We start from the raw sequence: 15328 nt of genomic DNA on the forward strand, positions 1-15328 counted from the left end.
CGGGTCACCATGAGACGATCCAGTTCGCGCTTTCCTGCGCCACGCGGTCGCGCCACTGGCTGGTTGAGAAGGTATGGTTGGCCTGTTCGATGTCCACGCGCCGGCAGCGCTGGAGCATGCGCGTGTCGAGCAGGCCGCAGAATTCGCGCGCGATACGGTCGTTCCCGCTCAGGACAAGCAGGACCTGGCCGTCGAAGCATTCGAGGCTGCGCAGCATGCGCTGGGGCAGCGCCTGTTTGGTGTCGCCGGCGCGCAGGCGCATCGCATGTCGCGCCGCGAACTGCGCGTCGGTCGCACCCACGCCCATCCAGAAATCGAGCTCGCCGCGCGGGGCGGCGGCCGCAGCCGCAGGAATCGACGCGGAGGGACGTACCCAGGGATTCATCAGGACCAGGCCGGTGACGCTGGTGTCGGTGTAGCCATAGAAGGCAGCTGCGGTGGCCGCATCGCATAATCCCAGGATGACAGATTCTTTCATTTCCGGCACCTGGATGAAAAATTCTTTCATGGCGCTGGCGATGTCGTCACCCAGTTCGTCGAAGCCGCGCACCGGGCCTTCGCTGTCGCCGCACCCGCGCGGGTCGAAACGCAGCACCGGGATGCCGGCCGAGGCGAGCGTGCGCGCCAGCAGTGTCATCTGGCGGTGGCTGCCTGCACGGTACTGGCTGCTGGCCGTGACGATCATGACGCCGCGCTGGATCGGCCGTTCCGGTACGTTGACGACGCCGACCAGGTGGCAGTCGTGGCAATCGATCAGCAGGGCGCGCTGTTCGCTGATCATCGCTGCATGCTCCCGAAGGTGTCCATGGTCACGCCGAGCAGCGCCAGCGACTCCGTGATCTCGGTGGTGGCCCAGAACGGCGGCCCGGCCACATGGCGGAAGCGCACCTCCGTCTCCGGCCACAGGGCCTGCAGGCGCGCAGCCAGCGCGGCGGCCGCCGATTCGGCCGGACTGCTGGTCGCTATCCATTCCACCAGTGGCGTGCGCGGGCGCATGCGGCTGGCATCGGCATGGTCGATCGCATAGACCAGGTCGGCCGCCAGTTCATAACCCGCGATCTCGATCGAGCCGTGCCCGATCAGCTGCGCGCGCAGCCCGGCGGTCGAACCGGTCTCGCCGCCGTCGAGCAGGCCCTGGGCGAGCCGCGTGCGCAGGAACTGGTTCATGCACTGGCGCCCGCTGACGACCGGCTGCCACAGGACGATGCCGTCCACCTTGTGCGTGCTGGCCACGTCCAGCGCGAGCAGGCCGCCCAGCCGCAGGCCCCACAGGTAGACGGGAACGCCATCGGTGCGGTTGCGCAGCCAGGCCAGCGCATTCTCGACATCCTCCTGCCAGAACTCCCAGCGCGCCGCGCTGAAATCGCCGCAGCTGTCGCCGCAGCCGAACAGGTCCACCTGCAGCACGGCGAAGCCGTTGGACGCAAACACCCGCGACTGCAGGGCCGCCATGCGGCGCGATTTGTTCATCTCTTCCGCAAACGGATGGATGTACAGCACGGCCCCGCGCGGCGTAATGCGGGGCGCATGGTAGATGCAGAAGCGCGTGCCACGATGGGTGTCCATGAAAAATGGCTCCGGTGGAAGCGGGGCGGGGAGGGCTGCGTTCATGCCTGGGCTCCGGATGCCGGTGGCGCAAGGCGCAGCTGCGGCACCGATTGGTCATTGCGCGAGCAGTGCACAAAAGGCGCCAGCGTGGCCGCCATCCACTGCCAGCCGCCGCAGCGCAGGAACACGGCGCTGCCGATCTCCACCGCGCCCAGACGCGCATGCGCGGCGCGCGACCCGGGATTGAAGGCCGAGATGCGGCTGATGCTCCAGCGGATACCGGCGGCATGCAGGCGCCGGTTGGCCTCGTCCCACAGGCGCGCGAATGCGAATCCGAGCTGGTGCTCGCTGAACACCTGCACGTCGAAGTCCCAGGCCGCGTCCGCGCTGCCGGGCACGAAACTGGCCCTGACTTCATCCTCGCGGTAGGGACCGACGCAGTACCACAGGTAGCCGGCCAGCCGACCCGCCACATAGGCCGCCAGGCACTGCGCACCCTGTGCGAAGCGCTGCGACAGTACCTCCGCGCGGCGGCGGAACTGCTGCGGATCGATGCCGGGACCTTCCGTGCGCACGTCCACCGACCTGCCGCGGTTCCCGCACAGGGGCCGGGTCGTCACTGGCTGCGCGACGAAGCGGTATTTATACAGGGACCAGTGCCCGCGCGAGATGCGCGCCACGCCACGCGCCAGCGCGTACCAGCAGGCGTCGGCAAGACCGAGCTGGCGCAGCGTGGAGTGGATGTTCGGGTTCATGGCATGAATCCAGGGGGATGTCACTTTCATTAGACACCCGCTCACCTGCCTGTCATTGAGCGCACGCAAGCGAATTGGTGGCCGCGATTTGATTGAGGGGCCTCAATAAGCGGCACGGCATTTCTACCAATCATTCAGTGTCCCCCCGACAGGAAGAACACGCCATGCAACCGTCCGCCCGCGCTCCCGCCAGCATGCTTCGCTACCACCGCTGCTGTGGAGGCGCGCCATGAGCGGCTTCTGCGGCTCGTTCGGCCCCGGGCAGGAGGCCTTCGATCCCGAGCGCATGGCGGTGGCGGTCCGCCGGCCAGCGCTGCCGCTGCGGGTCGGCCGCTGCGCCGGAGGGACGGTGGCGCTGGCCGCGAACGCAGGCGAGGGGCGCCTGTTCCGCGACGACGGCCTGCTGATCGCGGTGTGGGGCGGCTGCGCGGCGACACTGGCACGCCAGTGGCGCACCGGCGGCGCTGCCGGCTGCGCCGACATGGGCGGCTCGTTCGCCTTCGCGCTGATCGACGAATACCGGGGCGAAGCATTGCTGGGCGTGGACCGCCTGGCCAGCCGTCCGCTGTGCTACCGGGTGCATGGCGGAACGCTGTCGTTCGCTACGTGCGCGGATGCGCTGGCGCGGCCAGGCGCAAGCGCCGCCCATGATCCCCAAGCCCTCTTCGACTACCTCTACTTCCAGTACATTCCTCCCGGCGCCAGCCTGCATCCGGAAATCGCGCGCCTCGGACCCGGCGAGACGCTGCACTTCGCGCGCGGCCACGCGTTACGCCGGCGCGCATCGCAACCCTTGATGATCGCCGCGCTGGCCGACGATACGACCGAAGTCCTGCCGGCCGCAGGCAGCCTTGCCGACGCCGTGCCGGACATGGCCGCCGCCCTCGACCAGCCGTTCGGCAAGCCCGTGCTGGGCGCGGCCTGGATGGCGGCGCAGCGTGCGGCCGCCAGGGGTGAAGCTGTCGCCTTCGACATCGTCTTCGACAGCGAGCGCCATGCGCGCGAGCGCTTGCGCAGCCGCTACGCCCAGTTGCCGGGACCATTACGACAGGTCGTGATCGAACCGGTGCTGTTCCACATGCTGGGCGGGGTGCACAGCGCCGGGCTGGAAGAGATGCGCGGCCGCGTCGCGCAGTGTGTGGCCTGGCTGCCCGAAGCCCTGGAGGCCGGCAGCCTGCTCGGCATCTACGGCATCGACAAGGTGGTGGACCGCGACCTGCTGGCGGCGGTCGACCGCCAGCGCCCGCTCAAGCTGCTGCGCGACGCGTGGTGGTCCACCTACGGCGAGGACGACGCGCGCCGCCTGGCTGCGATCGACCTGCAGTTCGAAGTGGCCGGCGGCGCCTTGCCTGCCATGGCGGCAGCCTGCGACGCGTTCGGCGTGGCGTTGTCCGTGCCGGCGCTCGACAACGCCGCGCCCAGCGCCACCCTTGGCCGCGCCGCACGGGCCGACTCGTGGCTGGAGCGTGACGAGCACCTGCGTGCGCTTGCCTATGACAGCCTGCTCGACCTGAAGCGCCGCCGTATCGTGCGCGGCGCCTTCATCGACATGCTGCTGTCGCTGAGTGCTCCTGCCAACGCCGACATGGTATGGATGCTGATGATGCTGGAGCAGTGGTTCGCGCAGCGCAGCCGCGCCGCGCAGGGGAGCGTCGCACATGAACAAGCCGCCTGCTGCAAATGAGCCGGGCTGGGACACCGGCACCCACGAAGCGTTCTACCGCTACTACGAGGCGCAGAGCGCAGGCGAGGAGTCGCTGCAGCGCTTCGAAGCCATCTACGCGACGCTCGCACGCATGCTCGGCCAGCGCGGCCCGCTCGACGTGGCCGACATCGGCTGCGGCGCCGGCACCCAGGGACGCCTGTGGGCTGCGCGCGGCCATCGCGTGCGCGGCGCCGACATCAACGAGGCGCTGGTCGGGCTGGGACGCAAGCGCGCCCGCGAGGATGGCCTCGATATCCGTTTCGACGTCGCCTCGGCCACCGCGCTGCCATGGCCCGATGCGTCGATCGACGTTTGCATAGCGCCGGAACTGCTGGAGCATGTGGAGGACTGGAAGGGATGCATCGCCGAGTTCGCGCGCATCCTGCGGCCGGGCGGCGCGCTGTACCTGAGCACCAGCAACCGCCTGTGCCCGAAGCAGCAGGAGTTCACGCTGCCGCTGTATTCCTGGTACCCCGCGCCGCTCAAGCGCCACTGCGTGCGCCTGGCCCGCAGTACGCACCCTCACATCGCCGGGTACGCCACCTATCCGGCCGTGAACTGGTTCACCTTCTACCAGTTGCGCAAACACCTGGCAGGCTACGGCATGCGCTCGTTCGACCGTTTCGACATGGTGGACCTGGCCGCACAGGGCGCGCTCGGCCGTGCCGCCATCGGCGCCGTGCGCGCACTGCCGCCGCTGCGCTGGTGCGCGCACGTGCTCACCCCGTACCTGTCCCTGCTCGCGGTCAGGCAGGAATAGGCGCCCCGGTTCCTCCTGCGGCACGGGCAGCCGCAGCCTGCTCGTCGATGTGGTTCTCCATCAGCCGGCGCGTGACCACCAGTGCGCACAGGAGGTAATAGGGGACGTCGAAGTAGGCCAGGCTGAGGAACGCACCGCCCACCATGAAGCCGACCAGGCTGGTCTGGATCGCCATCGCCATATCGCCGGCCCACTGGAACTCGCTTCGCTCGCTCGCGGTGCGGATGATCCAGCGCGCCGTGCGCCAGGTCAGGATGCCAAGCAGGAGGTACAGGCCCAGCCCGATGAATCCATGCTCGCCCAACACCTGGAAGTAGATGCTGTGCGCGGCGTGGACCGCATTCGGATTCGGCGCATAGACCGCGAACACGGACGGCGTGTAGACCTCGAATCCGCCGCCGAACAGCCGGTCGCTCGCCAGCCGGTAGGCCATCGCCCACGCGTTCAGGCGGCCCTGCGCCGAGGCATCCAGCTCGTAGTTGTCGATCGTATCCATGCGCGAGACCCACTGCTGCGGCATGAACAACAGCAGCAGCGGCGCCGCCAGCAGCAGCGCGCTGCCGACCGCGATCCGCCTGCGGCTCTTGTACACCATGAACAGCCCCATGGCCGCGATCGCGACGAAGCCGCCGCGCGAATAGGACCCCAGCGCGGCGAGCGCAGACAGAAGAATAGTGGCGAGCAGCAGGTAGCGCAGCAGCCGCCGTTTTGTCAGCGTCAGCAGGTAGTACAGCAGCGGGATCGCCATGATGAGGGCAAGTGCGATCGCGTTGTTGTCGCCGATGAAGGTGCCCTCCGGTCCCCATACCCGGTAGGCGCCGCCGGAGCTGATCGTGAAGATGCCACCTTTGAATCCGTAGAAGCCCAGCGACAGCGCCAGCACCCACAGCAGCCGTTCCACCTGCGCTCGGGTCTTCACCAGCGCGAGTACCACGAAGGTCATCAGCAGGATCTTCATGACGCGCGACCACAGTGGCACGGACTGCTCGAAATGCAGCGAGAACGGCAGCGTGACGATCATCCAGGCGCCGAACAGGAGCAGAACGACGGTCACCGGCGACCATGGCACCGATTTGGGCTCGCGCGTGACCAGCATGCTGAAGATGGTGGCGCCGGCGACCAGCGCGGCGAACGGAAAGCTGGTAGCGAAGCCCCAGCCCTGCGTGTGCGGATTCATCACGCTGATCCAGACCCACATCATCACGCCGTTCACGGGCGAACGCAGGATGAAAGGCAGCGAGCCAAAGACGAGCAGGCAAACGAGGATGTCGCGCACCTAATTGGCCTCCTTGAGCCGGCTCAACGAAGCGCCGGTGCTGATCGGTACACTGCCTTCAGGTTCACGCCATACTAGTTCACCATGGAGGCGCGCTTGTTGACGGTTCTCATGGCCAGTTTCAACGGCGCGGGCACGCTGCCCCAGGTTCTCGATGCCTATTGCAGGCTGCTCCCGCCGGACGGCGGCTGGGTGCTCCGGATCGTTGACGACGGCAGCACCGATGGCACCGCACAGCTGGTGGCCGGCTACCGCGGGCGCCTGCCGCTCCAGCTCCTGCGCCTGCCGCGCGGCGGCAAGAGCGCCGCCCTCAACGCCGCGATCGAGCTCGCGCTGCGCGAGGATGCGTCCGGCCTGTTCGTGTTCACCGACGACGACGCTACGCCCGACCCCGACTGGCTGCGCCAGCTCGATGCCTGCGCCCGCGCGCATCCGGGCCACGCGGTATTCGGCGGCACCATCGTGCCCGGCTGGCCGGAGCCGCCTCCCGGCTGGGTGCTGCGCCAGGTCCCGCTCGGGGTGGCGTTCGGGGTGACCGCCTGCACCGAGGGCCCGGTTTTCCCCGGTCTCGTCTGGGGCGCCAATATGGCCGTGCGCCGCGGCGTGTTCGAGGCGGGTCACCGCTTCGACCACCGCATCGGACCCAACGCCGGCGCTTACGCGATGGGCAGCGAGACCGAGTTCACGCGGAGGCTGGGCCAGCAGGGCTACCACGCCTGGTTCTGCGAGGCCGCCCGCGTGACGCACCACATCCGGCCGTCCCAGTTGCGGCGTGAATGGTTGCTGGGACGCGTCTACCGCTTCGGGCGCGGCGCAAGGCGGCAGGAACAGCCGCCGGAGGAGGCGATCCCGCAGCTGTTCGGCGTGCCGCGCTGGATGCTGGCCAAGTACGCCTCCGAGCTTGCGCGCCGGCTGGGCGCGACGCTGATGCGCCGGCACGAGCAGGCGTTCGCGCATGCGTGGGAGCTGGCCTGGCTGCGCGGCTACTTCGTGCAGGCGTGGCGGGGCGCCGACCGCCCTCACATCGTGCTGACCGGCCTGTGCGGCGCGCTGGGCGGCATGGAACTGCGCATGGCGCAGGAAGCGGGCATGCTGGCCGCATCGGGCTACCGCAGCACGCTCGCCTTGCCGCGTTTTCCTGGCGCCGCGCGCATCGCGGAGCTGGCCCGCGCGGGCGGCGCCGGCGCGCGCAACTTCGAGCCGCCCTGGTTCCTCGAGACCTGGCCGTGGCGCCGGACCCGCAAGCTGTGGGCCGCCACCGTGTCGCGCCTGCAGCTCGCGCTGATGCGCCCCAGCCTGGTGCATGTTTCGTTCTGCTGGACCAGCTATGGCGCCACGCTGCTCTGGCTGGCCCGCAAGTGCGGCCGCCCGAGCGTCGTCGCAGTCCATAACGCATTCCCCCCCGCGACGATCCCGGACTGGCATGCGCCGCACTACCGGGAGGCATTCCAGGCAGTGCGCGGGGTGTACGCGGTCTCGAACTCCGCGCTGTCGCACTTCCTGCGGCTGTATTCGCACCTGCTGCCGCCGGGCGTGCGGCTGGCGGTGATCCCCAACTGCGTCGATCCGGAGCGTTTCCTGCCTTGCCCCCTGCGACGCAACGCAGCACGCCAGCGTTATGGACTCGCGTCCGACGCGCTGGTCATCGGCTCGGTGGCCCGGCTGGCGCCGCAGAAGCGGCCGGCCGCGCTGATCGAACTGCTGGCCATGCTGCGTCCGCGCTTCCCAAGCCTGCACCTTCTGCTGGTCGGGTCGGGTCCGCTGGAAGCGGAGCTGCGCGCGCTGGTGCGCGAAAAGGGACTCGAGGAGGCGGTGCGCTTCGCCGGCCACGTGGACGCTGTGGAAGACGTCATTCCGGCGCTGGACCTGCACCTGCTGGTGTCGCGCAACGAGGGGTTCGGCACGGCGACCATCGAGGCGATGTCGTGCGCCGTGCCTGCCGTCGGCACCGACGTTCCCGGCACTGCCGACGTGCTGGCGGAGAGCGCGGGCGGAGTCCTGGTGCCGCTCGGCGACGCGCAGGCGCTGGCGCAGGAGGTCGCCGCGCTGCTGGACGACCCGCTGCGCCGCATCCACATGGGGCGCAGCGGACGCGCGGAAGTGCAGGCCCGCTATACGCCCCAGCTGATGCAGCGGCGCGTGCGCGAGTTCTATGCGGGATTGTCGGCGTGAGCAGCACGCGCGTGTCGCTGCTGTTCTCGTTCAGCGAAAAATACCTGCTCCTGATCGTCTCGACCGCCGGCACCATGGTGCTGGCGCGCCTGCTCACGCCCGAAGAAACCGGGATCTATTCGGTAGCGGCAGTGCTGGTCGGGCTTGCGCAGGTGCTGCGTGACTTCGGCATCGGCCAGTACGTGATCCAGGCGCCGCAGCTCGGCACTGCGGACCTGCGCGCCGTGCTGGGCGCCAGCTACCTCGCCTCTGCGGTGCTGGCGCTTGCGCTGGCGGCGGCCAGCGGCACGCTGGCGGCGTTCTACGGCGAGCCGGGCATCGCCCGGGTGGTGCAGCTGCTGGCGGTGAATATCCTGCTGGTGCCGCTGGTGTCGGTCACGCTGCCGCTGCTGCGCCGCGAGATGCGCTTCGGCGCCGTGTGCGCGGTCAACCTGGCATCCGGCGTCAGCGCGACGCTGGTCTCGGTGCTCCTGGCCTGGCGCGGCTTCGGCTACGCCAGCATGGCCTGGGGCGTACTGGCTGGCACTGGCGCCGGAGTGCTGGCCAGCCTCGCCGTGCGTCCGCGCGGCATGCCCTGGCTGCCTTCGCACCGCGGCATGCGCAAGGTGTTCGGCTTTGGCGCCTACGCCACCGCCGGCACGCTGGTGGACGAGGCGGGAAATTCGGCGCCGGACCTCATCATCGGCAAGATGATCGGGATGGAAGGCGCCGGCCTGTACGCCAAGGCGCAGGCGATCCTCGCGGTGTTCCGGCAGGCGGTGCTGGCGGCCGTGACGCCGGTGCTGCTGCCGCTGTATGCCGCGCGGGCGCGCGAGTCCGGCGGGGCAAGCGGGGCATTCCTTTCCACCGTCGGCTACCTCACCGCTTGTGCGTGGCCGTTCTACGCTTTCGTCGCGGCGACAGCGCCGGAGCTGGTCCGGGTGCTGTATGGCGATCAATGGGACCGGGCCGCGATCCTGATCCGCATCATGTGCATCGCCGCGGCCCTGTATAGCATGGGGACGGTGTCGCGCTACCTGCTGGTGGCGATCGGGCAGGTGCGGCTGCAGGCCAGGCTCGATGCCCTGGCGGCGCTGGCGCGCATCGTCCTGCTATTGGCCGCGTGCGGCGCCGGCCTGGAGGCTGCGGCCTGGGCGATGGTCGCCACGGCCGCGATCCGGACCTGGCTGACCTTCCGCTACCTCGCCCGCGCGGCCGCGATCAGCGCCGGACAACTGGCGCGGTCCTGCGTCCGCAGTGCGCTGGTCACGCTGGCAAGCGGGGCGGCGGCGTTGTCGATGGCGGGGCAGGGCGACGGGTTGGTGTCGCTGGTGTCGGCGGCCTGCGCGACCGGGGCGGCCTGGCTGGCCGCGTTGTTCCTCGTGCGCCACCCGATGCGCGGCGAACTGCAGCTGGCATGGCGCCGGATCGCCGGTGCGCTGACCTGAAAGGATCGCATATGCGAGTCGGATTGCTCTCATATCCCATGCTGTTCCAGCGCGAAGGCGGCCTGCAGATCCAGGTGCGCGAGACGCTGGCCGCGCTCGGGCGGCTGGCGCCTCGCGTGGACGCGATCCTGGCGGACCCGGCCCGGGTGCGGCTTGACCAGTTCGACGTGGTGCACGTATTCGCCGCCATTCATGGCAACGACCGGGTAGTGGAAACGGCGCGCGACATGGGCGTGCCGGTGGTGCTGTCGGCGCTGGTGCCTCCAGGCTGGAACCGCGCCAACGGCACCCGCGCGCGCGTCGCGGACCGGGTACTTGGCAATGTCACCCGCTGGAACGTGCACACCAGCTATGCCCAGATGCGGCGCGCGCTGCAGCAGGCGACCCTGGTGGTGGCGCTGGGCGAAGACGAGCGGCGCGCGATCCGCGACGGCTTCCTGGTGGACGATGGAAAGGTGCGTGTCCTGCCGAACGGGATTGCCCCGGGGTTCTTCGCATCCCGGCCGGCCTTGTTCCGCGAGCGCAGCGGGATCGCCGGCCCCTTCGTGCTGGCGACGGGCGCGGTTTCACCCTACAAGAACCAGCTCGGTATTGCGCGCGCCCTGTCCGGGCTGGACCTGCCGTTCGTGGTGATCGGCGAAGCGCAGGAACGCGACCGCGCCTACCTCGACTCCCTGCGCGATGTGCGCGGCGTGCGCTGGATGGGCGCTTTGAAGCATGACGATCCGATGCTGGCCAGCGCCTACGCGGCCGCATCGGTGTTCGTGCTTCCCAGCCAGGGCGAAGTTGCGCCGCTGTCTGTGCTGGAGGCGCTGGCGGCGGGAACCCCCGTGGTGATGACGGAGGACAGCGCGCTTTCGCTGCCCGGCAGCGAGTTTGCGCTGGAGAAGGTGCGCTGGACCGATGCCGAGGCGCAGAAGCGCGCCGTGCTGCGCTTCCTCGCGACTCCACCTGCGCGTGAAGAGGTCAGCGCGCTGGTGCGGGGCCTGACCTGGGACCGGGTGGCCGAATCCCTGGTCCGGGTATACCAGGAAGCGCTGGCGGTGCCTGCCATTGGAGCGCGCCATGCTGTTTAATTCCTTCGGCTTTCTGTTCCTGTACTTGCCGGTGGTGCTGGCGGTCTATTTCGGCCTTGGACGGATCGGTGTGCGCCTGCCGGTCGCCTGGCTGGCCATCGCGTCGCTGTTCTTCTACGGCTACTGGAGCATCGACTTCCTGCCGTTGCTGCTCGCCTCGATCGTTTTCAATTACTGGTGCGGACGCGCGATCGCGTCCAGCGCCGGTCCTGCGCGTCGCCGGGCGCTGGTGTTCGGCGTGACCCTCGACCTGGTCCTGCTTGGCTACTACAAGTACATGGACTTCTTCCTGCTGACAGCAGGCGAGGACCCGATCGGCATCATCCTGCCTGTCGGGATTTCGTTCTTTACCTTTACCCAGATTGCGTTCCTGGTCGATTGCGCGCGCGGGCAGGCCAGCGAATACCTCTTCATCCCGTATGTGCTGTTCGTCAGCTATTTTCCGCACCTGGTGGCCGGCCCGGTCCTGCACCACAAGGAGATGATGCCGCAGTTTGCCGATCCCGAACGCTCGCGTTTTTCCAGCACCGACTGCGCGGTCGGGCTGTCGATCTTCGTGATCGGGCTGGCCAAAAAGGTGCTGATCGCGGACAACCTGGCACCGCTGGCAGCACCGGTCTTCGAACAGGGCGCAAACCCGCAGGCCATCGAAGCGTGGGTCGGCGCGCTGGCCTACACCTTCCAGCTCTACTTCGATTTTTCCGGCTATTCGGACATGGCGATCGGCCTGTCGCGCATGTTCCGCGTCGACCTGCCGCTCAATTTCAATGCGCCGTACAAGGCGCACGACATCGCCGATTTCTGGCGGCGCTGGCACATGACGCTGTCGCGCTTCCTGCGCGACTACCTGTACATCCCGCTGGGCGGAAACCGGGGCGGCGAAGCGCGGCGCTACCGCAACCTGCTCCTGACCATGCTGCTGGGAGGGCTGTGGCACGGGGCGGGATGGACCTTTGTGGCTTGGGGCGGGCTCCACGGAGCCTATCTCGTGCTGCACCAGGCCTGGGCACGCAATGCGCGCTGGCGGCTGCCCGCGACCGGCGCCCGTATGCTGACCTTCCTCGCAGTGGTGGTGGCCTGGGTGTTCTTCCGCGCCCCGGACTTCCACACCGCCTTCGACGTACTGCGCGGGATGGCGGGCGGGAACGGGATCTCCCTGCCGCGCGGGCTGGCCGCGTATGCGGACTGGCTGGGCTTTGCCAACTTCGACGGCCTGCGCTGGATCGAGTTCGAAGGGCCGGGGCTGCCGGCGCTGGGCATTGCCGCCGTCCTTGCGTTCTGGGCGCCGACCACGCAGGAACTGATGGCGCGCAGCTGGCGTCCCGATTCGCGCTGGAGCCTGGCCTGCGCCGCGCTGTTCTTCGCCTGCGTGCTGGGCATCAACCGGCCGACGGAATTCCTGTACTTCCAGTTTTAGGGGATGCAATGCGCAAGTACCTGGCGATCTTCTGTGGTGTCAGCCTGCTGTCGGTGGGCTCGGTGGCGGCGCTCAACTACGTGGTTGACCCGTATATGATTCACCAATGGGACACGCCCGAGGTGCAGCGCCTGCGTCCCCCGCGCGAGAAGCTGAGTGCATGGGGCAAGACTTACGCCGTCGCCCGCTACCGCCCGGCCGTACTCTACCTGGGCAATTCGCGCACCGAACTGGCGCTGCCGGCGCCCCATCCGGCCTTCGGCGGCGCGCCCTCATTCAATGCCGCACTTTCGGGCGCATCGCTGGGGGACATGGTCGCGATGGCGCGCCATGCGATGGCGCTTGGTCCGGTCGATACCGTGGTGTGGGGAATCGACGCCCCGTCGTTCTCGCTGGTGCTGGGGACGCTGGACTTCGACCGCGAACTGGTCGCCAGCGGCGGCGACTACCTTCCGCGCCGCGCGCTGCTCGACGTGAAGCGTGCGCTGACGCTCGACATGACGCTCGATTCGGTCAGCCTGCTGCGCGGCAGCTTCGGCAGCGTATGCCGCTCCAACCTGGCATTCAACGGGCAGCGCGACGAATCGTGCATCGTCGACCATATGCAGGGTTGGGGCGGGACCGCAGCCGCGGTCAGGCCGCGGCTGGCCGAGTTCGTCCGCGGCGAAGGGCCGACTGCCGCTGCGTTGTCCTCCTTCGATGCAGCCTTGGGCGCGCTGTGCAGCAGCGGCACGCGGATTCGCGCCTACATCAATCCTACCCACGCCAGCATGCACGTGGCGCTGCACGCGGCGGGAAAGTGGCAGGCGCTGGAGCGCTGGCAGCAGCGCCTCGCGGGCATCGCGGCGCGCCGCCGGGCGGCCGGTTGCGACCTGCGGCTGTACGATTTTTCGGGGTTCAACAGCATCACGGCCGAGCCGCTGCCGCAGGCCAGCGGGGCGCGTGAAATGCGCTACTACTGGGAGCCTTCCCACTACCGCGCGAACGTGGGGCGCATGCTGATCCAGGCCATGTTCGGCGGCGACCCGCAGGCGCAGGTCCCGGCCGGGTTTGGCGTCGAGCTCACCCCGGAATCGATCGCGATCCACCAGCTGGCCCAGCGCGCGGCGCGCGACAGCTACATCGCGAACAACCCGGTCGAGGCGGCGATTGCGCGCAGCGTGGCGCGCGAAGAGTCGGCCAAGGCCGCGCGCCTGAAACGTTGACCGGTCAGCGCTGAGCGGACAAGCGCAGAACGGCGCAGCCTTTTTCGCAGTCCCGGTGCGTTTCCACGAGCTGCGGGAATTCCTCCTTCCAGCGTTGCAGGATCGCGCGTTCGTCCTCGCGCTTGGAGTCGTCCAGGAACACCGCGCCGAACGGCGCCAGGCGCGGGAACAGGGCCGGGCCGGCCGGGTAGCGCGCCAGTTTTCCGGTGTCCTTCGGCGGCCCGTCGATCGCAATCATGTCGATCTCGGCGAGCGGCGGCAGCACGTCGTGCACGTACCACTGCCAGGTGTCCTGGCCGGCAGTGAAGGAGTTCAGCGGCGCGTACAGCACGTCGGCGTACTCCGACAGCCCATGCCGTTCCAGCTGCGCGCGGGTCTCCTGCGCATACTTCGGGTCATGCTCAAGGCTGTACACCTTGCCCGCGCCGTTCTTCTGCATGCATTTGGCCAGGATCAGCGTGGAGGCGCCGCTGCTGCACTCGACCACCACCTTCGGCTTTTCCGCCAGCGCGTGGCGCGCCAGCTCCATCAGGAAGTCCGGCGATGCGGCCCAGCCGCGCGTACACGGCAGGCTCTTGGTGAATCCGAGCTCGATGTAGAGACCCTGCAGCGCCTCCATCTGCCGGAACAGGCGCGCGGATTCCTCCTGCGTCAGGTCGTAAAGCCCGACCAGGATGCGCTGCACGCGCCGGACCTTGTGGACCAGGTCGAGCAACAGCCCGACCGAAACCAGGTACATCAGGGATGCGGCATATACGATCATGATTTCCTCCCTTTGGATCTATCGGAGCATCCGCTGGTACAGCGGCGCGTAGCGGGCCACGCTGGCTTCCCAGGTACGGCGCTCCACCACGAAGCGGCGCGCCTGCGTGCGGATCCGCGCCTGCTGCAGCGGATCGGACAGCAGCCCGATCACGGTCGCCGCGAGCGCCTCCGCGCTACCCGGCTCGAACAGCAAGCCGGTGCGGCCGTTTTCGATCAGCTCGGCATGACCGCCGGTATCGGATGCCGCGACCGCACTGCCGTGCGCCATTGCCTCGAGCGGCAGGAACGGGACACAGAGCGCCGCGTGGCGGCTGGGCAGGCGCGGGAACACCAGCACGTCGGCGAGCGGATAATAGTGGTGCATCTGGCCCGGGGCCGCGTCAGTCGCAAATATTGTGTGGCGCGTGATCCCGCGCATGTCCGCCTGGCTGCGGAGGGCGCCGAGGGCGGGCCCGTCGCCGGCGACAAGCAGGCGCGCAGAAGGGGAGGCCAGCAGGATGCGGGGAAGCGCGTCGAGCAGCAGCGCGACGCCCTCGTGCTCGCGCAGTTCCCCCACATATGCGATTACCGGGCCGGGGCCGAGGTCGAGCTGTGACCTGAGCTGAACCGCATTCGATGGGGCGCAGCCGGTGCTGTAGGGGTCGATCGCGGGCGGGATCAGCGCACCCGGTCCGCGTGCGCCGCGCGCGCGCAGTTCTCCCAGCATGGCATGGCTGCTGGCAGCCACGCCGTCCGCGTGCCGCGCGACCCAGGTTTCGGCGGCGGAAGCCATCCGTGCGACGATGCCGGCATCGCGTTCCGGATCGGTCCACCAGTCGCGCGCCTCATAAATGACGGGCAGCCGGCAGCGCCGGCCCACGCGCAGCGCCGCGATGCCGTTCAGCGGCGGCGCGTGCGCGTGCAGGATCTGCGGACGCGTCAGGCGCACCACCTGGCGGATGCGGGATGACAGCGCGCGCGCCGCCAGCCAGTGCGACAGCAGCGGGGCCCGCGCCAGCGGAGGGGCGGCCGGCCGGGTGCGGAAGAACTGCCAGCCGTCCGGATCCGCCCCGGCGCTGCCGTGCGCTGGGCCGGTGAGCTGGACCGTCTGCCAGCCCCGTGCGCGCTGCTCGGCGATCACTGCATGGCTGCGCAATGCATAGCCGGTGCGGCGCGGGAGCGAATGGTCGAAGATGTGAAGGATGCGCATTGATCCATGGTGGCGAACTTTGCGCATGGCGCC

At 69.1% G+C, this 15328-nt stretch carries 13 protein-coding genes; 7 read left to right on the plus strand and 6 right to left on the minus strand.

Annotated elements, in window-relative coordinates:
* Positions 1–4: 4 nt before the first annotated feature.
* From ACFSQR_RS15415 to ACFSQR_RS15425, 3 genes are read right to left on the minus strand one after another with little or no spacing between them, the layout of a single operon-like run.
* Positions 5–781 carry a hydrolase 1, exosortase A system-associated gene (locus ACFSQR_RS15415; RefSeq protein ID WP_377730839.1) on the minus strand — a complete coding sequence of 259 codons (777 nt, stop codon included), beginning with the start codon at positions 779–781 and terminating at the stop codon, positions 5–7.
* Positions 778–1566: a hydrolase 2, exosortase A system-associated gene (locus ACFSQR_RS15420; protein WP_377730840.1), complete on the minus strand. Its 789-nt coding sequence runs from the start codon at positions 1564–1566 to the stop codon at positions 778–780. Before ACFSQR_RS15420 ends, ACFSQR_RS15415 begins: the two co-directional genes overlap by 4 nt.
* A 41-nt stretch (positions 1567–1607) precedes the next feature.
* Complete coding sequence (locus ACFSQR_RS15425) at positions 1608–2303, minus strand: hypothetical protein (RefSeq protein ID WP_377730841.1); 696 nt, start codon at positions 2301–2303, stop codon at positions 1608–1610.
* Between the two features lie 229 nt (positions 2304–2532).
* Here ACFSQR_RS15425 and ACFSQR_RS15430 point away from each other — a divergent pair, with 229 nt between their 5' ends.
* Positions 2533–3987 carry a hypothetical protein gene (locus tag ACFSQR_RS15430; RefSeq protein ID WP_377730842.1) on the plus strand — a complete coding sequence of 485 codons (1455 nt, stop codon included), beginning with the start codon at positions 2533–2535 and terminating at the stop codon, positions 3985–3987.
* The gene (locus tag ACFSQR_RS15435) at positions 3962–4768 is read left to right on the plus strand and encodes a class I SAM-dependent methyltransferase (protein ID WP_377730843.1); all 807 of its coding nucleotides are present in this window, start codon (positions 3962–3964) and stop codon (positions 4766–4768) included. The genes ACFSQR_RS15430 and ACFSQR_RS15435 overlap by 26 nt, the downstream gene beginning before the upstream one ends.
* Here ACFSQR_RS15435 and ACFSQR_RS15440 read toward each other — a convergent pair.
* Positions 4755–6044: a putative O-glycosylation ligase, exosortase A system-associated gene (locus ACFSQR_RS15440; protein ID WP_377730844.1), complete on the minus strand. Its 1290-nt coding sequence runs from the start codon at positions 6042–6044 to the stop codon at positions 4755–4757. The genes ACFSQR_RS15435 and ACFSQR_RS15440 overlap by 14 nt on opposite strands.
* Positions 6045–6140: 96 nt before the next feature.
* Between ACFSQR_RS15440 and ACFSQR_RS15445 the strand changes: the two genes are divergently transcribed.
* The 5 genes from ACFSQR_RS15445 to ACFSQR_RS15465 are packed head-to-tail and all read left to right on the plus strand — an operon-like array spanning position 6141 to position 13341.
* Positions 6141–8216, plus strand: a complete 2076-nt coding sequence (locus ACFSQR_RS15445; RefSeq protein ID WP_377730845.1) for a glycosyltransferase — start codon at positions 6141–6143, stop codon at positions 8214–8216.
* Positions 8213–9643, plus strand: a complete 1431-nt coding sequence (locus ACFSQR_RS15450; RefSeq protein WP_377730846.1) for an oligosaccharide flippase family protein — start codon at positions 8213–8215, stop codon at positions 9641–9643. The genes ACFSQR_RS15445 and ACFSQR_RS15450 overlap by 4 nt, the downstream gene beginning before the upstream one ends.
* A gap of 11 nt (positions 9644–9654) precedes the next feature.
* Positions 9655–10719, plus strand: coding sequence for a glycosyltransferase family 4 protein (locus tag ACFSQR_RS15455; protein WP_377730847.1), 1065 nt, complete (start codon positions 9655–9657; stop codon positions 10717–10719).
* Complete coding sequence (locus ACFSQR_RS15460) at positions 10709–12136, plus strand: MBOAT family O-acyltransferase (protein WP_377730848.1); 1428 nt, start codon at positions 10709–10711, stop codon at positions 12134–12136. Before ACFSQR_RS15455 ends, ACFSQR_RS15460 begins: the two co-directional genes overlap by 11 nt.
* Before the next feature lie 8 nt (positions 12137–12144).
* Positions 12145–13341 carry a hypothetical protein gene (locus ACFSQR_RS15465; RefSeq protein ID WP_377730849.1) on the plus strand — a complete coding sequence of 399 codons (1197 nt, stop codon included), beginning with the start codon at positions 12145–12147 and terminating at the stop codon, positions 13339–13341.
* A gap of 4 nt (positions 13342–13345) precedes the next feature.
* On the opposite strand, the gene ACFSQR_RS15470 is transcribed toward ACFSQR_RS15465, so the two are convergent.
* Together ACFSQR_RS15470 and ACFSQR_RS15475 are read right to left on the minus strand one after the other, a co-directional pair.
* On the minus strand, positions 13346–14104 hold the full coding sequence (locus ACFSQR_RS15470) for a class I SAM-dependent methyltransferase (RefSeq protein ID WP_377730851.1): 759 nt from the start codon (positions 14102–14104) through the stop codon (positions 13346–13348).
* Positions 14105–14122: 18 nt separating this feature from the next.
* The gene (locus ACFSQR_RS15475; RefSeq protein WP_377730852.1) at positions 14123–15295 is read right to left on the minus strand and encodes a glycosyltransferase family 4 protein; all 1173 of its coding nucleotides are present in this window, start codon (positions 15293–15295) and stop codon (positions 14123–14125) included.
* Positions 15296–15328 lie beyond the last annotated feature (33 nt).

The sequence above is a fragment of the Pseudoduganella sp. GCM10020061 genome (genome assembly GCF_042683405.1).
Taxonomy (GTDB): Bacteria; Pseudomonadota; Gammaproteobacteria; order Burkholderiales; family Burkholderiaceae_D; genus Telluria.